Source organism: Nonomuraea rosea (genome assembly GCF_039539705.1).
In the GTDB taxonomy this organism is placed as follows: Bacteria; Actinomycetota; Actinomycetes; order Streptosporangiales; family Streptosporangiaceae; genus Nonomuraea; species Nonomuraea rosea.
This window is the reverse complement of the sequence record NZ_BAABDQ010000033.1, coordinates 88,857-109,803: the sequence shown is the minus strand read 5'-3', so window position 1 is coordinate 109,803 and position 20,947 is coordinate 88,857. Positions and strand designations below refer to the sequence as shown.

Sequence of the window (20,947 nt, the reverse complement as noted above, 5' to 3'; positions counted from 1 at the left end):
GGAAATCTATCACCAATCAATATTTTTTTAGAAGAGGTCGCTAACATGGCTGGTCATGGAGCTGACAGAGCGATTCGAGTGGAGCGGACGGCAGATCGCCTGGGGACGGGCGGGCGCCGGTCCCGCCGTGGTGTTCTGTCATGGCACGCCGTTCTCGTCGGTGTTGTGGCAGCCGTTCGCGGCGGCCTTGAGCCGCGACTTCACCGTCTACCTGTGGGACATGCCGGGATACGGCCGCTCCTCCAAGCACGCCGGGCATGCGGTGGACTTCGGCGCGCAGGCCGACGCGCTCGCGGCGCTGCTCGCGCACTGGGGGCTGGACCGCCCGCACGTGATCGCCCACGACTTCGGCGGCGCCGTGTCCCTGCGCACGCACCTGACCCTGGGCGTCGAGTACGCCTCGCTGATGCTCGTCGACGTCGTGGCCATCCCGCCCAGCGGCTCGCCCTTCTTCACGTTCGTTCAGGACCATCCCGGCGTCCTGGCCGAGCTGCCGGCCTACATCCACACCGCCATCGTGCGGGCCTACATCCAGGGCGCGAGCCACCGCGGCCTGCGCGACGACGATCTCGACGCCCTGGTGCGGCCGTGGACGGGCGAAGAAGGCCAGCCCGCCTTCTACCGGCAGATCGCCCACTATGACGAGCGTTTCCTTGAGGAGAACGAGCAACGATTGGGCCGCGTCGGCATCCCCGTACGCATCCTGTGGGGTGCCTGCGACGCGTGGATCCCCGCCGACGTCGCCCGGCGGCTGCAGCGCCTGATCCCCGGCGCCGAGCTCTCGCTGATCGACGCCGCCGGTCACCTGGTCCACTACGACGCGCCCGTCCCGCTCATGGACGAGATCCGCGCCTGGCTGAGGTAAATGATCGCTCCTCTTGACTTCCCTCCGCCGCTGGCGGAGTTTTATGAACTATCTAGTTCGTACTATCAGGACGGAGCCCGCATGCGCCCCCTTCTGGCCTGCCTGTTAACCGTGGCGATGATGGCCCCCCAGCCGCTGCCCGCGATCGCCGCCTCGGACGGGACCGCCGCTCCGACGGTGATCGGCCCCATCGCCGCGAGCGACGCGCCTCGCGACCACCCGTTCTTCGCCACGGACCAGAACCTCAGAAGCGCGGGCTACGTGGAGGAGGAGTACTTCATCGAGGGCACGGCCAGCCGCTACACCACTCCCGACCAGGCCACCGGCACGGTCATCGACAGCGGTCACCCGTACAGGACCCGCATCGTGGTCCGCCGCCCGGTCTCGGCGAAGAAGTTCAACGGCACGGCCGTCGTCGAGTGGTACAACGTGACCAACAACTTCGACTACGAGGTCATGTGGTCGCGCTCGTTCCGGCACCTGCTCGACGAGGGCTACGCCTGGGTGGGCGTGAGCGCCCAGCGCAACGGCGTCCACACCCCCACCGGCCTGAAGGCGTGGAACCCGGCCCGTTACGGGACCCTCGACCTGACCGCCGGCGGCGCCGTCACCGACGACGGCCTCGCCTACGACGTCTTCAGCCAGGCCGCCAAGGCCCTGACCGCCCCGCAGGGAGCGCGCCCGCTCGGGAACCTGAAGGTCAGGACGCTGATCGCGACCGGCCAGTCCCAGTCGGCCTCCCGCCTGGCCGTCTACGCGAACTCCGTGCACCCGCTCGCGCCCGTCTACGACGTGATCACCGTCGTGGACGGTGGCGTGCAGATCCGCGCCGACCTGAGCACCAAGGTCTTCAAGACCGCCAGCGAGTACGACGTGCTCGCCAACCAGGCCGCCCGCCGCCAGCCGGACAGCGACCGCTACGCGTACTGGGAGATCGCCGGAGCCTCGCATTCCGACCGGCACGCCTACCTGGTCAACAACCCGATCCGGCTGCGCGATGCCGGCGTGTCGGGCCTGCTGGCCGGGCCTGCCGCGCCGTGCGTGGCCCCGGCACGCAGCAACCTCCCCTACGAGTACGTGCTGAACGCGATGTTCGACCATGCCGTGCGCTGGGCGCGGGACGACCGGCGACCGCCTGCCGCCCCCAAGCTGGAGATCACCGACGCGACCACCAGCCCCGCCACCCTGACCAGGGACGCCTACCAGATCGCGCGCGGCGGCATCCGGCTGGCGGCGGTGGACGCCCCGACGGAGCGCAACACCGGCTGGAACATCGGCCTGACCGACGCCACCACCAGCGCCTGCCGCCAGGGCGGGACCTGGATCCCCTTCGACGAGACCACCCTGGAGACGTTGTATCCCGGCCGCCGCGACTACGTGGCCAAGGTACGCCAGGTCACCGAGCAGAACCTGCGGGACGGCTTCATCACCCGCCGCGACGCCGACAGGACGATCCGCGACGCCGAGCGCTCCGGAGCAGGCAGGTAAGACGTGTCACAGTGCCGTCACCACGCAGACCAGGAGCCGGCCACGGGCCGGCCCCTGACCCTGGGTCCCGCCCGCCTGCGCAACCGGTTCGTCTCCGCGCCGATGGAACGCAACTACTGCGAGATCGACGGCACCGTGACCGACCGATACGCCGAGTACGTGGCCCGGCGGGCACGCGGCGGCGCGGCCCTGGTGTTCGCCGAGGCCGCCTACGTGCGCGCGGACGGCAAGGGGCGGCTGCGCCAGCTGGGCGTAGACGTGGACGAGCGCATCCCCGGGATCGCCCGGCTGGCCGCCGCCGTGCACGCCGGGGGCGCGCTGTTCGGCGTCGAGCTGAACCACGGGGGGCGCACGGCCCAGGGCGCGGTCAACGGGTTCCGGCCGGTCGCCCCCTCCCCCGTCCCGTGCCTGCCGGCCGGCGGCGAGCTGCCACGGGAGCTGGCCACCGAGGAGGTCCATGAGCTGGTCGCGGCCTACGCGGAAGGCGCCAGGCGGTGCCGGGAGGCGGGCGTGGACGTGATCTCGATCCATGGCGCTCATGGCTACCTCGTGCACCAGTTCCTCTCCCCCGCTCGCAACCTGCGCACCGACGAGTTCGCCGATCCCCTGCGCTTCCTCGGCCTGGTCATCGAGGCGGTAGGGAAGCAGGCCGGTCCCGGTGTGGCCGTCGGGTTGCGGATCTCCGCGCACGAGGGAATCGAGGGCGGGCTGAGCGCGGAGCGCACCTTCGAGCTGATCTCGCGCACCCGCCTGGACCTGCTGAGCTTCCTCGACGTCTCGGCCGGCTCCTACGAGGCCGGGCAATGGATCATCCAGCCGGGCGAATGGGAGCGCGGCCTGCTGGCCCCGTACGCCCAGCGCTACCGCGCGCTGGGGCTGCCGGTCGGGGTCGCGGGCCGGATCAGCACCCCGGAGAGCGCCGAGGCGATCGTGGCCGGGGGCCAGGCCGACTTCGTCTCGCTGGCCCGTACGCTGCACGCCGACCCCGGCTTCCCGCGCCACGCTCTCACCGGCGGGCGCTACCGGCCGTGCATCGCCTGCAACCTGTGCATCGACCGGCTCGGCACCGGCGAGCCGATCCCCTGCTCGGTCAACCCCCGGGCAGGGCGCGAGTACCTCGGCGAGCCGGCCGCCCCCGCGGCGAAGGCGTCGGTGGTGGTGATCGGCGCGGGCCCCGCCGGTCTCGAAGCGGCACGGCAGCTGGCCGAGCACGGTCAGCGGGTGCGGGTGCTGGAAGCCGCGGGGCACGTCGGCGGCCAGTTCGCCCTCGCGGGCCGCCTCCAGGCGCTCCCGGAGTATCACCGCATCCTGGACTGGTGGACCGCCGAACTGGACCGGCTCGGCGTCACCGTCCGCACCGGCGTCCATGTCACCGGGGAGGTGCTGGCCCGGCTCGACGCGGACGCCATCGTGCTGGCCACCGGCGGCGCCGGCCGCCTGCCGGACGTCCCGGGCGCGGGTCTGCCGCATGTCTTCGACGTACGGGACTGGCTCGCCCGCGACGAGGACGTCCCGCGGTCCTGCGTCGTCTGGGGCGCCGATCGCGAGGGCGTCGCCGTGGCCGACCATCTCGCCACCGGCGGGGCGGAGGTGCTGCTCGTCGGCGCGCAGCCGAGCCTCGCGCCCTCCGTCGGACGCCGCGCCAAGATCCTCATGGTGCCGCGGCTCACCGGGAACCCGAAGGTGCGCCTCCACCTGGAGTCCACGATCTCGGCCATCGAGTCCGGTCGTGTGCTCCTGCGCTCCGGCGGCCACGAGGAATGGCGGCCCGTGTCCGGGCCGGTGCTGATCTCCCATGGCGTCGCCCCGCGCACCGATCTGCTCGCGGCCTGCACGGCCCGGCGGCCGCGGCTCGGCGTGCACCTGGCCGGGGACGCGGGAGGCACCGGCGGCTCCCTCCATCGGTGCTTCCTGGCGGCCGAAGAGGTGGCGGGCGCCATCGCCCGGCTGTGCGACGCCCCCTGATCCGGCTATGCCGCTTCGGTGGGGCCCGCTCGCCGGACGACCGCGTCGAGGTGGCGGCGCGCCGCGGTGATCGCGAGGCGGGCGTGCTCCTTGGCGCCTACCTGGGCCACGAGCGTGGCCCGCGGGATCTCCAGCGCGTACGGGATCCCGGCCGGCAGGGCGCCGAGGATGCCGTGCACGTCGATGCCGCCCTCGCCGGGGAACAGGCGCTCGAAGCGCGCCGCGTGAATGATCTCCTCCTGCGTGGCCGGCGCCTCGGCGGGCGCATCGCATACGTGGGCGAAACGGAACCACTCGCGTGGCAGGTCACGAAGCTCGGCCACGCTGGAGCCCGAGCGCGCGAAGTGGATCAGGTCGATGAGGATTCCCGCGTTGGGCTGGCGGGCGTCCCGCAGGACGCGGACGGCTTCGGTGAGATCGGGCGTCTGGGTCCATGACGGGAACTCGAGATCGATGGTGAGGCCGAGCGGCCTGGCCAGCTCGCACAGTCGCGCGAACCGGTCGGCCTTGCGGGTGAACTCGGGATCCGGGAGCTGGGTGATGACATGGCGGGCCCCGAGCTCGGCTCCGGCCTCCAGGAAGCGCAGGAAGACCGCGGGATCGTCGTCGGGCGCCATCCGGGCCAGCTCGATGTCGAGCACCTCGATTCCCGTGGCCGCCAGGCGGACCTTGGTCGCCCGCATCAGGGCGGGGTCGGTGGCGAGGGGGTGGTGCGGCTCGTGCGGGGTGACCCGGGTCATGCGCAGGCCCACGTACCGGTAGCCGGCGTCGGCGGCGGCGCTCACCAGCTCGGGCGGAGACAGGCTCAGCGCCGTCAGATGCGCCAGCGAGTAGGCGTGCGGGTGGCCGCCGCCGGCCAGGGCGGACGGCTCTCTCAGCGTGGTGAGCCGGCGTCTGCGGTGCGCGGCCATGCGGACCGCCGCGCTGTTCGGGGCGCCGTAGCCGGAGTAGGCGCCGACGCGCTGCACCACCTCGAAGAAGATCCGCGCGCCGAGCATCTCGGTGTAGAAGTGCAGGTATTCGCCGTCTTGATCGCGGTCGTAGAGGACGGAGTGCTGCCGCATCGCCGCGAGGAGGTGCTGCGGCAGCGCCAGGCGGGCGTCGAGATCGTCGTAGTAGTTGTCGGGGATCCGCAGCAGCGGAGCGCCGAGCGCCCGCATGGCTTTCGCGGCGGCGATCGCGTCGTCGGTGGTGAAGGCGATGTGCTGGGGGCTCGGCACCGCCGGTGACCAGTCGCCCCGCCGCAACGGCGCGGCGTTGAGGCAGATCCGGACGTGATGCTCCCGATCGGTCGCGTCCCGGCTGTTGATCAGCCCGAACGGCGCGGGCAGCGTGGTGGTCCGGGTGGCCTGCAGGCCGAGCACCGCGCGGTAGAAGAGCGCGGCCTGGTCGAAGTCGTCGACCGACTCGGTGAGCGAGACGTGATCCGTTCCGGTCAGCGGGCCGTCGGCGTGGGCCGCGCGGCCGGTGGGGGCGAAGTCGCCGAGCCAGTTGTCGTCCCCTCCCGTACGGCAGAAGAAGACGGCCGTTCCGTCGGGTGCCGCCACGGAGCTGAGGTCGGCCTCCGCCGACTGCCGGGCGCGTGGCAGCACGGGCGCCAGCAGCTGCTCGGCCCGCCGGGCTGAGCCGACCGGGTCGGCGCTCTCCACGGCCAGCGCGCAGATGGCCGCGGTGCCGGCCGGCACCGTCCGTTGCGGTGCGAAGTTCAGCAGGATGCGGGCCTTGTTCTGCACCCACAGCTGCACCGGTTTGGAGTGATGCTGCCCGGTGTGAGCGAACCCGAGGGCGGTGAGCGCCCGCGCCACGGCCGGGCCGGAGGCCTCGTCCACGGCGAGCTCGGTGAACACGTGGCCGTCGAGCGGCGGGGCCGGGGGCAGATCGGGTAACTGGACCCGCTCACGGATCGCCATCGGGCCGAAGGCGCCGACCGTCTCCCGCAACGACAGCAGCGAGCGCATCGCGTCGACGGCGATCTGCCGGGGATCGGCCTGGCGGGAGACGTCGTTGAACACCTCGATCGAGAGCGGGCCGTCGTAGCCGGTGGCCAGGACATGCCCGACGAAGCCGGTCAGATCGAAAACGCCCTGCCCGGGGAACAGCCGGTGGTGCTCGCTCCACTCCAGCGCGTCCATGGTCAGCCGCGGCGCGTCGGCGAGTTGCAGGTGGAACACCTTCGCGCCGGGCACGGCTCGGATCTCGGCGGGGTCGTCGCCGCGGGAGAACACGTGGAAGCTGTCCAGGCACAGGCCGAGCGCGGGATGGCCGGCGCGCCGGACGATCCGCCAGGCGTGTCCGACGGTGTTCACGAACCGTCCCCAGGCCAGGCCCTCGTAGGCGATGCGCAGGCCACGCCGCGCGGCCAGGCCGGCCAGCGTGCTGAGCTGCTCGGCGGCGAGGTCGTCGTCGTCGATCGCGTTCATCGAGGTCGACGAGCAGACCGCCAAGGTCGTCGCGCCGAGCTGCTCCAGCACGTCGAGCTTGCGCTCGGCCCGGCGCACGTTGGCCTCGAAGATGCCGGGCGGCACTGCCTCGAAGTCATGGAACGGCTGGTAGAGGTGGATGGCCAGGCCGAGGTCGGCGCATTCCCGCCGGATCCGGCCCGGCGACCAGCTCGACACGACGAGATCGCCCTCGCAGATCTCGACACCGTGGAAACCGGCCGCGGCGGCGGCCGTGAGCTTGTCCTCCAGAGTGCCGGAGAGGCAGACCGTCGCGAGCGCCAGAGGCGGGCTCGCGGAGCGGCGGCTGACCGGGTTCGCCGTGCCGTGATCGGCGGTGAGCATAGACGTCTCACCTTCCTGGCATCGCTTAACGAACGAACTAGATACTTACTTATATGCCTCACGGGTCCCCAAGGAAAGGGTGACGCGGCCATCACTCAGGGGCGGCCGGCTTCAGCATGGGCACGAGGAACCGCCGGGCCATCGCCGCCAGCTGCTCGTCGTCGTCGAGGTCGACGACGAGACTGGGGATCGCCAGGAAGGAGGCGGAGATCCGGACCATCAGCTCGGCCACGAGATCGGCGTCCAGGGCGCTCGACACGTTGCCCGCGCGCTGCTCGCGGCGGAGCTGGCCGGCGACGAACTGCCGCACGGTGGCGAGGGTCCGGCCCCCGTCCTTGATCATGAAGGGCACGAGCGGGTCGGGCTCCACCGCGATCAGGCCGCCGATCAGCGGGTTGCCGCGGATGGACCGCAACGAGCTCACGAAGCCCAGGATCACCCGGTCGGCGGCGGTGCCGGCTCGTTCGATGTCGGTGAGGAACCGGTCGAAAGAGCGGCGGAACTCCCGGCGTACGACGTGCTCGACCAGCACGTCCTTCGTGGCGAAGCGCCGGTAGACGATGATCCGTGAGACCTTGGCCCGGCGGGCCACGTCCTCCATCGTGGAGCGCCGGATGCCCATCCGGCAGAACTGCTCGTAGGAGCTCACCCCGGCGCCGGCGCCCGCCACCGGAACGCTCACCCAACTGCTCGACCTCAACGACCTGATGACCGCCGCGGCGCTGCCGACCACGGGCCTGATCTCGGTCCAGGTCGGCCAGGACGGCACGGCGTCGTTCGCGTTGCCGCGGGCCGAGGTGGGACAGGGCATCACCACCTCGACCGCCATGCTGATCGCCGAGGAAATGGCCGTGCCGCTCGAACGGGTGCGGGTCACACCGCCTACCTCGGCACCACCGTGCTGAGCTACACGCAGCGGCACACCAGCGTCGCGACCGGCCTCGGCCACGGGCTCGGCGAGATCATCACCGCCCTGGCCGCGCGGCTTCCGGTGGGCGACATCGGCTTCTCCCAGACGTTCTTCCATCTCAGCCAGACGATGTCCTACGACTTCGGCGCGAGCAGCCGGCTGCTCAGCGAGACGGACAAGGGCTTCAACACCGGCAGCACGCGCAACGTCTACTCCCCCGACGTCACCTGCGCCCGGGAGCTCATCGTCGACCAGCTCGCCGCGCGGATGGGCAAGGACCCCTGCCGGTTCCGGCACGACTTCCTCGGCGACGACCGCTCCCGGGCGGTGCTGGCGAAGGTGGCCGAGGCCGGGCGCTGGCGCCGGGCGATGCCGGCGGGCACCGCGCAGGGCATCGCGTTCCACGCCGAGTACAAGGCCGTCAGCGCCGCGCTCGTGGAGATCGACTGCCGGCCCGAGACCCAGGAACAGGAGCAGGTCGACCATGCTCTGACCGGCGCCGCCGTACGCTTCGGGCACGGCGACCCCGAGCCGGCCGAGCTCGGCCATCTTCCGGTACAGCTCGGCGTTGTGCGGCTCGCTGCCGCCGTCGGTCAGCTTGAGCCACTGCTCGCGGGTCCCCGCCTCGCGCCGGCAGAAGTCCTCGATCGCGGCCACGAAGTCGCGCCGCTCATCGGTCAAGGTCACGAACCCGAGCCTTCCGCGTACAGCTCCTCGATCATGCCGGCGTAGCGCTGCTCGATGACGCGCCGCCGCAGCTTCAGCGACGGGGTGAGCTCCCCGCTCGCCGGGCTCCACGCGTGGTCGAGCACGCGGAACACCTTCACCTGCTCCGGTCGCGACAGCGCCTCGTTCGCCCGCCGCACGGCGGCGGCCAGTTCGTCCAGCACGGGTGGCTCGGCCGCCAGCTCCTTCAGCTCGGTCGCGGCCAGACCGCGGGCCGCGGCCCAGGCGGGCGCGGCCTCCGCGTCGAGCATCAGCAACGCCGTCAGGTACGGGCGGCGGTCCCCCACCACGACCGCGTAGCCGATCAGCGGATGCGCCCGCAGCAGCGACTCGACGGCGCTCGGCGCGATGTTCTTGCCGCTCGAAGTGATGATCATCTCCTTCTTGCGGTCGATGATCCGCAGCGGCCCGTCCGCGTCGAACGCGCCGAGGTCGCCGGTCGGCAGCCAGCCGTCCGCGTCCACCGCCGCCTGGATCCCCCCGTCCGGCCGGAGGTAGCCCAGGAACACCAGCGGTCCGCGCACCTCGATCTCGCCGTCCGCGGCGAGCCGGACCTCCATCCCCGGCATGGGCAGGCCGACCGTGCCGGCCCGGTAGTTGTCGGGGAACGTGCTGGTGGCCGCGCCCGTGGTCTCGCTGAGGCCCCAGACCTCCATGATCGTCATGCCGAGGCTGCCGAAGAACTCCAGCACCTGGGCCGGGATGGGGGCGGCACCGCTGCCCAGCCGGGCCGCTTCGGCGAGCCCGATCCGCTCGCGCAGCGGGCGCAGCACCTCCCGGTCCGCGTGCTCCAGCGCCTCGGCGAGCTCGCCGGGCAGCGCGTCGCCGGCGGCGCGGATCCGGTACGCCTCGGCGGCCAGCTCCCGCGCCCGGCCGACCGCGGCACGGCGATCACCGGCCAGCAGCTGCTGCAATCCGGCCGCGAACTTCTCCCACACCCGTGGCACGCCGAAGAACGCCTGCGGCCGCACCTCGGTCAACGTGGCGAGCAGCCGCGTGGCGTCGGGGCAGACCGTCACGTGCCCGGCGGTGTAGAGCGGCAGGTAGATGCCGAGCACCCGCTCGGCGATGTGCGCGAGCGGCAGGTACGCGACCGTCCTGGGATGCGCGGGCGCGGGCTGGACGAGCTCCTGGAGCGCGCACTGGTAGAGCACGTTGTGGTGCGACAGCACCACGCCCTTCGGATCGCCGGTCGTGCCCGAGGTGTAGATCATCGTCACCGGGTCGTCCTGGCCCGCCTCGGCGTCCGGCGGAGCAGGCTCCGCCGCCAGCAGGTCGGCGTAGCGCGTGTGCCCACCGTCCACGTCCTCGACCACGACGACGCCCTTCAGCGCGGGCATCTCGGCCAGCGCGGGCGCCCAGCGGGCCAGCTCGGCGGCGCCTTCCAGCACCACCACGGTCGCCGCGCTGTGCACGGCGACCTGCCGGATCTGCTCGGGGCTCAACGTCGCGTAGGTCGTGCACGGGATCGCGCCCAGCTCGACCGCGGCGAGGTCGGCGACCCAATGCTCAGGGCGGCTCGACATGCCGATGAGCATCCGCTCGCCGCGTCGCAGTCCCAGCGCCCGCAGCCCGCCCGCCACGGACAGCACCTGGTCGCACAGCTCGCGCCAGGTCCAGGTACGCTCGTCGGCTCCGGTCAGGGCGGGCAGGTGACCGTACTCGCCGGCGTTGCGCCGCAGCAGCGCCGGCACCGTGAGCACCCCCACCGCGGCGCGCACGTCCTCCTCAGTGATCATCCATCGCTCCTTCCACCGGGCCCCGAGCGCATCCATCAGAACCCGAACATCGTTCTACTGTCAATACATCCGAATCGTCACTTACTTATTTCGATGTTTCTCCAGTTCAAGAGGATGGTAGAATCTTGATTTACCCGATTGCCGCTACACTCGGATCATGCCGACAAGTCAGCGCCTGCGGTCGAAGGATCGCAAGGAGGCGATCGCCCTCGTCGCCGCCGAGCTGTTCTGCGCCCGCGGCTTCCCCAATGTCGGCATCGAGGACATCGCCCAGGAGGTCGGCATCACCGGCCCGGCGCTCTACCGGCACTTCCCGACCAAGCAGGCCATCCTCGCGGCGGCCGTCCAGGAGCTGGGCCTCCGTTTCGCGGAGTGCGTCCACTCCGGTGCCGACCTGCGTACCTCTCTGCGGGCACTGGTGCGCTTCAGCCTCGACAGGCGCACCGTGGCGCGGCTCTACCAGTGGGAGGGCCGCTATCTCGACGCCGGGCAACGCACGGCGTTGACGGCACCGTTCGACGGCGCCGTGCGCACCCTCCGCGGGCTGCTGCTGGACCTCCGGCCCGAGCTGACCCGGCAGGATGCCGCGCTCCTGGTGACCGCCGCGCTGAGCGTGATCGCGAGCCCTTCCACCCACCGCGCGAGCCTGACCAGGGCCAAGGCCGAGCGCACCATCCTCGGCTGCGTCGCCACCGTGATCGCCGCGGACCTGCCCGCGCCACCGCCGCGGCGGCCCGCACGGCGCCGGCCGGACTCCTTCGCCCTGCTCCCCCGCCGCGAGCGGCTGCTCGCCGAGGCGATCCGGCTGTTCCACGAGCGCGGCTACCACCAGGTGAGCATCTCCGACATCGGCCGGGCCGCCGGGATCAACGCCTCCAGCGTGTACACGCATTTCGCGAGCAAGGCCGAGCTGCTGGCCGCCGCCTACTACCGTGCCACCAGCCGCCTGGAGCACACCACGGCCGCGGCGCTGGCCGCCGCGAGCACCCCGGCGCAGGCGCTGGACCTGCTGATCGAGGCCTACGTCACGACCACGTTCGACCAGGCCGACCTGGCCGCGGTCTACCTCTCGGAGAGCGGCAACCTGGCCCCGGCCGACCTCCGGCGGCTGCGGGCCGCGCAGCGGCGACACGTCGACACCTGGATCGGCCTGATCGCCGAGTCGCGTCCGGGGGAGGAGCCGTCCGAGATCCGCTTCCGCACGCATGCGGCGCTGAACGTCGTGACCGACCTCGCCCGCTCCGCCGGCCCGTCGGTGACCGAGGCCCGAACCGCCGCCCTGCTCCGGCCGCTGCTGGGATCGCCGGGGCTTCGGGGTGCTGCACCACCGATTGAAGGTTGACCGCGTCGAAGCGAGCTTCTTCGCGAAAAAGTCTACACCGAAAGTTCAACGATACCGTTGAAGGTATGGATATCAAGGACATAGCCCGTCCCTTCGACGGTGCGGGCGTCTCGGCGTTCCTCCGGTCTCTTCCCGCCCAGCCCCTGCTGCTCGGCCTGGGCGAGGCCAGGCACTTCGTGGCGGAGCTGGGCGAGGTGCGCAACGAGCTCTTCCGGCACCTCGTCGAGCACGAGGGCTACCGGTCGTTCGCCATCGAGAGCGACTGCCTCAGGGGCCTCGTGGTGGACGACCACATCGCGACCGGCGCGGGCACGCTCGACGACGTCATGGAACACGGCTTCAGCCACAACTTCGGCACGGTCCCGGCCAACCGCGAGCTCGTGCGCTGGATGCGCGCGTACAACGAGGAGCATGGCGAGAAGCTGCGGTTCTTCGGGATCGACGGCCCGATGGAGTACTGGGCGGAGAGCCCGCGCCAGGCGCTCACCGCCCTCTGCGCCCTCCTCGACGGCCCGCTCCCCTGCACCACGGAGACCCTCGACGCGCTGCTCGGCCCGGACGACCGGTGGACGAACGAGGCCACGGTCATGGACCCCTCCCAGTCGATCGGGCAGTCCGCCGACGCCCAGCGGCTGCGGCTGCTCGCCGACGACCTGGTGGCGCTGCTCGACACGCAGCTGCCGCAGCTGAGCGCGAAGGACAGGGAGCTGGCGGCCCTGTACGCGCGCACCGCCGTCGGCCTGCTCCGCTACCACCGCTGGATGGCCGACACCTCCCCGGCGCGGATATCGCGGCTGTCGGCCCTGCGGGACGCGATGATGGCCACCAACCTGCGCGCCGTCGCCGAGCACGGCCCGGCCCTGGTCTTCGCCCACAACCTCCACCTGCAGCGGAGCAAGAGCCACATGCAGTTCGGCGACCAGACACTGGAGTGGTCGAGCGTGGGGGCGATCACCGAGGCGCACCTGGGCGACCGGTACGCCTTCCTGGTCTCCGCCTTCGGCACGGCCGGCGACGACGTCCCGCCCCCGGACACCCTTGAGGGGGTCCTGTCCACGCTCCCGTGGGAGCACTCTCTCATCGACGCCCGCCGCCTGCCCGAGGCCGTCCCGGAGCCGGCCCCGCGCGTCTCCGCCGATTTCGCCTATTTCCCCCTGGACCCGACCAAGCTCGACATGATCGACGGCATCGTCTTCCTCAAGGAGGCTGTCCGGGTGGGGTGACCGGCGAGGCCGGCGCAGGCGGATGGCGCGGCCGTGGACGTCGCCGGCCGTTCAGAGGACATGTTCCAGCCGGATCGGCAGCCGGTGCATGCGCCGCCCGGTCGCATGGTGCACGGCGTTGGCGACCGCCGCCGCCACCCCGACCATGCCGACCTCGCCGACGCCCTTCACGCCGAGCGGGTTGAACAGCAGGTCGGGTTCGTCGATGAACTCGACCTCGACCTGGTGGATGTCGGCGTTGACCGGCACCGGATACTCCTCCAGCGTGTTGTTCAGGAACCCGCCGAAGCGGTCGTCCACCACGCTCTCCTCGCGCAGCGCGGCGCTGATCCCCCACACGACGGCGCCCCGGACCTGGCTGGCCGCGGTGACCGGGCTGGCCACCCGGCCGCAGTCGGCCACGCTGACCACGCGTGGCACGCGGACGCGCCGCGTGGTGGGCTCGACGCGGACCTCGACGAAGTGCGCGATCCAGCTGAACGTCACGAACTCGGGGTAGACCGGTCCGGCGTAGGCGAGGAGACCGCCGTCGAGCTGCTTGAGGATCTCCGGGGTCTGGCCGGGCGCGAGCGTGGTGGCCTCGGCCGTCACCACCGGCCCGCCCTTGGCGCGTACCGCGGCCGGGATGTCCATGTCGCCGGTGACGTCCAGGGCCTTGCGCAGCTCGCCGACGGCGGCCCGCACGGCGGGCAGCGCGGTCGCGGTGCCCCAGGAGCCCGCGGTGAGATGCTGCGGCGCCAGGCGGGTGTCGCCGACCCGCACGATCACCCGGTCCACCGGCACGCCGAGGTCCTGCGCGACGAGCAGCGCGATGGCCGAGCGGATGCCCTGGCCCATCTCGTGCCCGCCGACGGCCACGGTGACGGTGCCGTCCGCCGCTGCCGAGAGGTGCGCGACGGCGGGCACCATGCCGCCCGGGTAGCAGCCGGCCGCCACGCCCCAGCCGAGGATCGAGCCGTCGTCCGCGGTCATGGACCCCGGCTCCGGATCGCGTCCGTCCCAGCCGAATCGGGCCGCGCCGCGGCGCAGGCACTCGGCCAGGTGCCGGCCGGAGAACGGCAGGCCGGTGACCGGGTCGGCCGTGGCGTCGTTCGCCAGCCGCAGCTCCACGGGGTCGCGGCCGGTCGCGTAGGCGAGCTCGTCCATCGCGGACTCGAACGCGAACATGGACGGGCTCTCCCACGGAGCCCGCATGAAACCAGGAGTCTGTACGTCGGTCCGCACCAGGCGCTGCCGGCCGCGGAACGCGGGCACCGCGTAGAGCCGGGAGGAGACCGCGGTGATCTCGCACGGGAACAGGTCGTGCCGCGAGGTCTGCTGGTCGACCTCGTGGATCGCGGCGAGCAGCTGGCCGCTCTCGTCCGCGCCGAGCCGTACGGTGTGCCGCGTGTCCGGACGGAAGCTGCCGGTGTGGAAGGTCTGCGGTCTGGGCTGCGCCATCTTGACCGGCCTGCCGAGCCGGCGGGACGCGACGGCGATCGGCCCGAGGTGCCCGTACAGGGAGTTCTTGTTGCCGAACCCGCCGCCGATGTAGGGCGAGGTGACCTCGACGTCGGCCGGGTCCAGGCCGAGCTGGACGGCCAGGCCGAACCGCACCGCGTCCGCGTTCTGGGTGCTGTCGTTGACGATGAGCCTGCCGCCGTCCCAGCGTACGACGCTCGCGAACGGTTCCATCGGCACCGGGTGCTGCGCGGGGTGCTCGTAGGTGCCGGCGACCCGCACCGGGCTGGCCTCGAAGGCCGCGTCCGCGTCGCCGACCTTGATGTCGGCCAGCGCGGGCACCGGGATCGCCTCCTCCTGGACCACGGTCTCCGCGCCCTCGGCGTCGATCCGCACCGTGAACGGCTCCGGCTGGTACTCGGCCGTGATCAGCTGCGCCGCCTCGGTCGCGGCGACCAGGTCGTCGGCGACGATCAGGGCGATCGGCTGGCCCCGGTAGGCGACGTGGTCGCCGCGCAGCGGCTGCAGGCTCTGCACCGCGTGCCCGCCGGCCATGACGAAGCCGACGTCGCGGAGCTCGTCCGGGCCGAACCTGGTCTCCACCAGCACCACCCCGGGCACGGCCGCGGCGGCCGAGGTGTCGATCCGCACGATGCGGCCCTTGCCGATCCGCGCGGTGGCGAAGGTGGCGTACGCGACGCCCTCCGGTACGCGGTCCGCGCTGTAGCGGGCCTTGCCGGTGACCTTCTCGTAGGCGTCGACGCGGCGGGTGTCCAGCGGCGGCGCGCCCGGGGCGGGAGTGTTCTGGACGGTCATCCGGTGGCTCGCTCTCCTGCGATGCGCAGCGCGTCGGCGACCGTGCGGATGCCGAGCTCCACGCGGAAGCCGTTGTACCTGCCTGGGCGGGCCGCCGCGTAGGCGACCTCCCCGGCGTGGCGGGCGGTCTGCGGGGTGAGCCGCTGACCGAGCAGGCTCTGTTCGGCCTCGGCGGCCCGCCACGGGCGGGTGGCGACGCCGCCGAGCGCGATCCGGCACTCGTCGATCACGCCGTCGCCGTCGAAGGTCAGCCCGACGGCGGCCGCGGCGAGTGCGAACGCGTAGGACTCGCGGTCGCGGATCTTCAGGTACGTGGATCCGCGCCCGGCCGCGGTCGCGGGCACGCGGATGCGGACGATGAGCTCGTCCGGGGCGAGCACGTGCTCGCGGGCCGGGTCGTCCCCGGGCTCGACATGGAGCTCGGCGAGCGGCACGCTGCGTTCCCCGCCGGGCCCGACGACGTCCACGACGGCGTCGAACGCGATCAGCGCGACGGGGAAGTCACCGGGGTAGGTGGCGATGCACGAGTCGCTGCCGCCGAGCAGGGCGTGGCCGCGGTCGTGACCGCCGATGGCCGCGCAGCCGCTGCCCGGTACGCGCTTGTTGCACGGGAACTCCAGGCCGCCGCGGAAGTAGGGGCAGCGGGTGCGCTGCAAGAGGTTCCCGGCGAGGGTCGCCATGTTGCGCAGCTGCTGCGACGCGGCACGCCACAGCGACTCGGACAGGCCCGGGTAGCCGTCCTTGATCGCCGGGTGGTCGGCCACGTCGGCCATGCGCGCGCCGGCCCCGAGGACCAGCTCGTGCTCGCCGATGCCGATGGTGTCCAGCTCGGCGATCCGGTGCACGTCGATGACCGCGGGCGGCGTCTCGATGTGCAGTTTCATCAGGTCGAACAGTGTGGTGCCGCCGGCCAGGATCTTGGTGCCGGGCCGCGCCGTGCGCAGCGCGTCCACGGCGGCGTCCACGGTTTCCGGCGCGACGTAGGTGAAGGCGCGCATGACCTCACGCCCCGTTCCGCGTCGCGTCCGCGGTCTGCCGCACCGCCGCGACGATGCCGGCGTACGCGCCGCAGCGGCAGATGTTGCCGCTGAGGTATTCGCGGATCTCGTCGTCGGTTCCCGTGTGGCCCTCGGCGATGCAGGCGATGCCGGACATGATCTGGCCGGGCGTGCAGTAGCCGCACTGCAAGGCGTCATGATCGATGAACGCCTGCTGCAACGGATGCAGGTCGCCGCCCGCACCCGCGACGCCCTCGATGGTGGTGACGGCCTGCCCGGCGACCTGCACCGCGGGCGTCAGGCAGGACAGCACGCGCCGGCCGTCCACGTGCACGGTGCATGCGCCGCAATGGCCCTGGTCACAGCCCTTTTTCGAGCCGAGCAGGGTGAGCCGCTCACGCAACACGTCGAGCAGCGACTCTCGCGGATCCAGCGCCAGCCGGATCTCCTCGCCGTTGACCGTGCAGCCGAACTCCACTGTCACGTCATCTATGGACATGTCGCAACCCTCCGTAGGTCCCGCCGAGGGCGGGCCTGGTGATCTCGGGCGCGCTCGCTGGTGGTGCGCTCCGGGGGGCCTTGACCGCGGGTGCGGTGTGAGCGGCAACGGGCGTCATGAAACGTCGCTCCCCGGCCGGATGGCCCCGGGCGGTTTCTCCGGGGAGCCAGGCTCCGGTCGTGCGACGTTTTATCCAGCTTTTCGATTGGCTAACGCACCGCCATCCTACCATCGGCAGGGCCGGGCCGACGGCTCGCACCCCCTATGACCTGCGGCGATCGCACCCGCGGGGCCGGCCGGCGCCGATGGCCGCACGCGCCGCCGCGGCGGTGAGCCAGGGGAGGCCGGTCACGCGGGGCCATGACCGCCAGGTCGAAATGATGTGGATCTTTGGGCCGGTCGCCTCGTATGGTCGCCGCATGACGACTGTGCTGTCCGTACCACAATGGCAAGGCTCGGCCTCGGGCCAGGCACCGCGGCTGACGGCCGGTGCCCGCCGTGCCGCCGAGCTCGTTCCCGCCGACGCGGTGGTGACCGTGCCGGTGCTGGAGACCGGTGGGGAGAAGGTGGCCGGGATCCGCGCGTTCGACGCGCTCGTGGAGAACCAGCGGCTGACGCGGGAGGCGCTGGCCGGCATCGACGACCGGGTGATCACCGTGGGCGGCGACTGCGCGGTCGACATCGCGCCCATCGGCGCCGCTCACGCCCGTTTCGGGGACGCTTTGACGGTGCTGTGGATCGATGCGCACCCGGACGTCTACAGCCCGCAGACCCTGCCGTCGGGCGCCTTCCACGGGATGGTGGTGCGCGCGCTGCTCGGGGACGGGCCGGCCGGCCTCGCGCTGGAGCGGCCGCTGGCGCCACGACAGGTGATCATCGCCGGCGAGCGGGCGGGCGACGCGTCCGAGCACGAATACCTCGCGAAGACCGGCCTGCGCAGGTACGGCGTGGACGACGTGGAGCGGGTGCTCGACGGGCTGCGCGGCCCCGTGTACGTGCACATCGACCTCGACGTTCTGGAGCCGGCCGCGTTCGGCTCGACCTGCTACCCGGAGCCGGACGGCGTGCAGCCGCAGCGGCTGATCGACCTCGTCGCCCGGATCGACGGCATCGTCGGAGCGGCCATCACCGAACACGCGCCGGCCGGCGACGAGCCCGACCCCGGCGAGGCTGAGATCATCCGCCGGCTGGGGGCCTCTCTGACGCGCTGAGCCTTGACGGGTGCATCCAGATCGTCGACACTCCGGAATTGGCTTCGCCGGAGTGCTCCGCGGCGAAATGTTAGCGCTACCATCCGGCGCCTCCCGAGCACGACAGGACAGTGAGATGTCGAACATGATGCCCAGGCGCGAGGCGTTACGGCTGGCAGTGCTCGCGGCCGCCACCCCCTCCGCGCTCGCCCTGATCCCGCCCGGCACCGCCCGGGCGACACACGCGCCGCCGCCGCAGCAGGACCCGCCGGTGCCCGGCGCCTGGATCGTGCAGCCGTTCGCCAACAGCCAGGTCACCTTGGGCGAGAGCCTGTTCAGCGTCAACCGCGATCGGATTCTGACCTTCCTGAGGGCCTATCCCGCCGACCGGATGCTGGCCAACTTCCGCGCCAACGCCGGGCTCGACACGCTGGGCGCCCAGCCGCCGGGCAGCTGGGACGACGCCACCGGCAATCTGCGCGGCCACTACAGCGGGCACTTCCTCAGCGCGCTCGCCCTGGCCTACGCGGGCTCCGGCGACACGTTCTACAAGGACAAGACCGACTACATGGTCAAGGCGCTCGGCGAGTGCCAGGACGCGCTGGCCGCCACGGTGGGGCAGCCCGCGCCTCCCCCGGTCCCGGTCGCCAGGGTGGCGGGCAGGTTCGGGAAGGCGGCGAAACTCGACGGTCCCCAGTACGTGTCCATGCCCGCCGGCCTCGTCAGCGGCCTCGACGACTTCACCATCGCCCTGTGGCTGAACCCGGCCGCGATCACCACCTGGTCCCGGATCTTCGATTTCGGCACCGGTACGAGCCGCACGATGTTCCTGGCGGTGAGCGCCGGCTCCACGCCGAGGTTCGCCATCACCACCAGCGGTGGCGGCGGCGAGCAGCGCATCGACGGCGACGGCCCGTTACCCGCCGGCCAGTGGACGCACGTGGCGGTCACCCTGTCGGGAGGAACCGGGACCCTGTACGTCAACGGCACCCCTGCCGGCACGAACACCGCCATGACCCTCAAGCCGTCCAGCCTCGGCCCCACCGGCAACAACTGGATCGGCAGGTCGCAGTACGGCGACGCGTACCTGAAGGCCTCCGTGGACGAGTTCCAGATCTACGGCCGCGCGCTGGCCCAGGCGGAGATCGCCGCCCTGACGACCAGCGCGGACGGCGGGCTCGGCGGCGGCGACGTCGCGTGGTACCGCTTCGACGAGGAGGGCGGCGAGAGCGCGGGCGACTCCTCCGGCAACGGGAAGGACGCCCGGCTGGTCGCCGAACCCACCGGGCATCCCGGCCCGAGCCATCCCGGCTTCCTGGCCGCCTATCCCGAGACGCAGTTCATCCTGCTGGAGCAGTTCGCCACCTATCCCACGATCTGGGCGCCGTACTACACCTGCCACATGATCATGCGAGGGCTGCTCGACGCGTACCAGTACGCGGGCAACGATCAAGCCCTCGCCATCGCGCTGAAGATGGGCGACTGGGTGCACAGCAGGCTGGGCCACCTCCCCCGGGAACAGCTCGACCGCATGTGGGCCATCTACATCGCGGGCGAGTACAACGGCATGAACGCCGTGCTGGCCGACCTCCACGCCCTCAGCGGCAAGGACGAATACCTGGCCACGGCCACGTGCTTCGACAACACCGCGCTCCTCACGGCCACCGCCGGCAACGAGGACACGCTGAACAGGAAGCACGCCAACCAGCACATCCCGCAGTTCATCGGCTACCTGTCCGTTTTCGAGCGCAACCAGGAACGCCGCTACTTCGACGCCGCCGTGAACTTCTGGGACATGGTCGTACCCCATCGCACCTTCACCGACGGCGGCACGGCAGGGCCGGCCGACAACGGCGAGCTGTTCGGCGCCCGCGACGTCATCGCCGGCACCCTGGGCGTCAACAACGCCGAAACCTGTCCCGTCTACAACCTGCTCAAGCTGAGCAGGGCCCTGTTCTTCCACACCGCGGACCCGAAGTACATGCAGTACTACGAGCGGGCCCTCTACGGCCAGATCCTCGCCTCGCGCCGGAACGTCGACAGCACCACGGATCCGCTGCTGACCTACTTCATCCCCATGCGGCCGGGCGCCTCCCGGAGTTACGGCAACCTCGGCACCTGCTGCGGCGGCACCGGGCTGGAGAGTCACACCAAGTTCCAGGACTCGATCTACTTCCGCTCGGCCGACGACTCGACGCTCTACGTGAACCTCTACCTGGCCTCGGAGCTGCGCTGGCCGGCGAAGGGCTTCACGATCAAGCAGGTCACGAACTATCCGGCCGACCCCGCCGGGGTGACCACGCTCACCGTGGAGGGGACGGGCCGCCTGACCGTGAAGCTGCGCGTGCCCTACTGGGTGGAGAAGGGCTTCACGGTCAGGATCAACGGGACCGGCCGGCGAGTCGACGCCGAACCCGGCGAGTACGTCACGCTCGACCGGACGTGGCGGCGCGGCGACACGATCCGGATCTCGATGCCGTTCTCGCTGCGGGTGGAGAAGGCGCTGGACATCCCCACCACCCAGAGCATCGCGTACGGCCCCGTGCCGATGGTCGCCAAGAGCGCCGAGACCACCTTCCGCGAGTTCTCCTTCTACAAGGACCTCACCCTGTCCGGTGATCTCGCGCGGGCCATGACCTCCACCGCGGCGATGACCTTCACCACGCATGGCCTGCCGCTCGTGCCGTTCTACGTCGGCGACACCGAGCGCTATCACGCCTACTTCCACCGCGTCGAGCCGACGGTCGTCTTCGGGAAGGTGGACTCCGGCGTGCCGAACTCCGCGCGGGCCGACTCGGTGACGTTCCTGGACGCGGTCTGGGCCCACGCGCCCTTCGCCGGCCAGGGCCGCTTCGTGTCCGCGGTGGCCCGTACCGCGGCCGGCTGGCAGCTGACCCCCGCCGAGCGGACCGCGGTGGTGTCCGCCGCCGTCAAGGCCAGACTCCCCCGCTAGCGATCGCCCA

The 20,947-nt window shown here is 71.8% G+C and carries 14 protein-coding genes and 1 pseudogene; 8 read left to right on the top strand and 7 right to left on the bottom strand.

The genetic code is table 11. The features are described from left to right. Positions 1–55 precede the first annotated feature (55 nt). The 3 genes from ABEA43_RS48495 to ABEA43_RS48485 all read left to right on the top strand — a co-directional run bounded on the left by ABEA43_RS48495 (position 56) and on the right by ABEA43_RS48485 (position 4,318). On the top strand, positions 56–865 hold the full coding sequence (locus ABEA43_RS48495; protein WP_345572880.1) for an alpha/beta fold hydrolase: 810 nt from the start codon (positions 56–58) through the stop codon (positions 863–865). Positions 866–946: 81 nt separating this feature from the next. Further along, positions 947–2,353, top strand: a complete 1,407-nt coding sequence (locus ABEA43_RS48490) for an alpha/beta hydrolase domain-containing protein (RefSeq protein WP_345572879.1) — start codon at positions 947–949, stop codon at positions 2,351–2,353. Positions 2,354–2,356: 3 nt separating this feature from the next. Further along, complete coding sequence (locus ABEA43_RS48485; RefSeq protein WP_345572878.1) at positions 2,357–4,318, top strand: oxidoreductase; 1,962 nt, start codon at positions 2,357–2,359, stop codon at positions 4,316–4,318. 5 nt (positions 4,319–4,323) lie between these two features. On the opposite strand, the gene ABEA43_RS48480 is transcribed toward ABEA43_RS48485, so the two are convergent. Further along, entirely contained in the window at positions 4,324–7,101 is a 2,778-nt protein-coding gene (locus ABEA43_RS48480; RefSeq protein ID WP_345572877.1) for a TIM barrel protein, read from the bottom strand. Between the two features lie 91 nt (positions 7,102–7,192). Beyond that, entirely contained in the window at positions 7,193–7,834 is a 642-nt protein-coding gene (locus ABEA43_RS48475; RefSeq protein WP_345572924.1) for a TetR/AcrR family transcriptional regulator, read from the bottom strand. Between ABEA43_RS48475 and ABEA43_RS48470 the strand changes: the two genes are divergently transcribed. Continuing rightward, a complete protein-coding gene (locus ABEA43_RS48470; protein ID WP_345572923.1) occupies positions 7,809–8,006 on the top strand; it encodes a molybdopterin cofactor-binding domain-containing protein in 198 nt (65 codons plus the stop codon). The genes ABEA43_RS48475 and ABEA43_RS48470 overlap by 26 nt on opposite strands. Before the next feature lie 530 nt (positions 8,007–8,536). On the opposite strand, the pseudogene ABEA43_RS48465 reads toward ABEA43_RS48470, so the two are convergent. Both ABEA43_RS48465 and ABEA43_RS48460 read right to left on the bottom strand, forming a co-directional pair. Next, positions 8,537–8,668: pseudogene (locus ABEA43_RS48465) on the bottom strand (acyl-CoA dehydrogenase family protein); the annotation flags it as partial. 26 nt (positions 8,669–8,694) lie between these two features. Continuing rightward, entirely contained in the window at positions 8,695–10,476 is a 1,782-nt protein-coding gene (locus ABEA43_RS48460) for an AMP-dependent synthetase/ligase (RefSeq protein WP_345572876.1), read from the bottom strand. Between the two features lie 157 nt (positions 10,477–10,633). On the opposite strand from ABEA43_RS48460, the gene ABEA43_RS48455 reads away from it, so the two are divergent. Both ABEA43_RS48455 and ABEA43_RS48450 read left to right on the top strand, forming a co-directional pair. Next, complete coding sequence (locus ABEA43_RS48455) at positions 10,634–11,818, top strand: TetR/AcrR family transcriptional regulator (RefSeq protein ID WP_345572875.1); 1,185 nt, start codon at positions 10,634–10,636, stop codon at positions 11,816–11,818. Positions 11,819–11,883: 65 nt separating this feature from the next. Continuing rightward, a complete protein-coding gene (locus ABEA43_RS48450; protein ID WP_345572874.1) occupies positions 11,884–13,041 on the top strand; it encodes an erythromycin esterase family protein in 1,158 nt (385 codons plus the stop codon). A 51-nt stretch (positions 13,042–13,092) separates the two neighbouring features. Here the strand turns inward: ABEA43_RS48450 and ABEA43_RS48445 are convergent, their stop codons facing one another. Genes ABEA43_RS48445 through ABEA43_RS48435 form a run of 3 tightly spaced genes read right to left on the bottom strand, consistent with a single transcriptional unit; the run spans position 13,093 to position 16,794 of the window. Further along, positions 13,093–15,297 (bottom strand): xanthine dehydrogenase family protein molybdopterin-binding subunit, encoded by a 2,205-nt coding sequence (locus tag ABEA43_RS48445; protein WP_345572873.1) that lies wholly within the window; start codon positions 15,295–15,297, stop codon positions 13,093–13,095. Beyond that, complete coding sequence (locus tag ABEA43_RS48440; RefSeq protein ID WP_345572872.1) at positions 15,294–16,295, bottom strand: FAD binding domain-containing protein; 1,002 nt, start codon at positions 16,293–16,295, stop codon at positions 15,294–15,296. The genes ABEA43_RS48445 and ABEA43_RS48440 overlap by 4 nt, the downstream gene beginning before the upstream one ends. A gap of 4 nt (positions 16,296–16,299) precedes the next feature. Further along, a complete protein-coding gene (locus tag ABEA43_RS48435) occupies positions 16,300–16,794 on the bottom strand; it encodes a (2Fe-2S)-binding protein (RefSeq protein WP_345572871.1) in 495 nt (164 codons plus the stop codon). A gap of 419 nt (positions 16,795–17,213) precedes the next feature. Between ABEA43_RS48435 and ABEA43_RS48430 the strand changes: the two genes are divergently transcribed. Both ABEA43_RS48430 and ABEA43_RS48425 read left to right on the top strand, forming a co-directional pair. Further along, on the top strand, positions 17,214–18,005 hold the full coding sequence (locus ABEA43_RS48430; RefSeq protein ID WP_345572870.1) for an arginase family protein: 792 nt from the start codon (positions 17,214–17,216) through the stop codon (positions 18,003–18,005). Between the two features lie 115 nt (positions 18,006–18,120). Beyond that, entirely contained in the window at positions 18,121–20,937 is a 2,817-nt protein-coding gene (locus ABEA43_RS48425; RefSeq protein ID WP_345572869.1) for a beta-L-arabinofuranosidase domain-containing protein, read from the top strand. Positions 20,938–20,947 lie beyond the last annotated feature (10 nt).

What these genes read in the sequence shown, in the direction of transcription:
- ABEA43_RS48430 (WP_345572870.1), top strand. Translation starts at nt 17,214, where the DNA reads ATGACGACTGTGCTGTCCGTACCACAATGGCAAGGCTCGGCCTCGGGC.
- ABEA43_RS48490 (WP_345572879.1), top strand. Translation starts at nt 947, where the DNA reads ATGCGCCCCCTTCTGGCCTGCCTGTTAACCGTGGCGATGATGGCCCCC.
- ABEA43_RS48455 (WP_345572875.1), top strand. Translation starts at nt 10,634, where the DNA reads ATGCCGACAAGTCAGCGCCTGCGGTCGAAGGATCGCAAGGAGGCGATC.
- ABEA43_RS48440 (WP_345572872.1), bottom strand. Translation starts at nt 16,295, where the DNA reads ATGCGCGCCTTCACCTACGTCGCGCCGGAAACCGTGGACGCCGCCGTG.
- ABEA43_RS48480 (WP_345572877.1), bottom strand. Translation starts at nt 7,101, where the DNA reads ATGCTCACCGCCGATCACGGCACGGCGAACCCGGTCAGCCGCCGCTCC.
- ABEA43_RS48460 (WP_345572876.1), bottom strand. Translation starts at nt 10,476, where the DNA reads ATGATCACTGAGGAGGACGTGCGCGCCGCGGTGGGGGTGCTCACGGTG.
- ABEA43_RS48425 (WP_345572869.1), top strand. Translation starts at nt 18,121, where the DNA reads ATGTCGAACATGATGCCCAGGCGCGAGGCGTTACGGCTGGCAGTGCTC.
- ABEA43_RS48495 (WP_345572880.1), top strand. Translation starts at nt 56, where the DNA reads ATGGAGCTGACAGAGCGATTCGAGTGGAGCGGACGGCAGATCGCCTGG.
- ABEA43_RS48470 (WP_345572923.1), top strand. Translation starts at nt 7,809, where the DNA reads ATGACCGCCGCGGCGCTGCCGACCACGGGCCTGATCTCGGTCCAGGTC.
- ABEA43_RS48445 (WP_345572873.1), bottom strand. Translation starts at nt 15,297, where the DNA reads ATGACCGTCCAGAACACTCCCGCCCCGGGCGCGCCGCCGCTGGACACC.
- ABEA43_RS48450 (WP_345572874.1), top strand. Translation starts at nt 11,884, where the DNA reads ATGGATATCAAGGACATAGCCCGTCCCTTCGACGGTGCGGGCGTCTCG.
- ABEA43_RS48435 (WP_345572871.1), bottom strand. Translation starts at nt 16,794, where the DNA reads ATGTCCATAGATGACGTGACAGTGGAGTTCGGCTGCACGGTCAACGGC.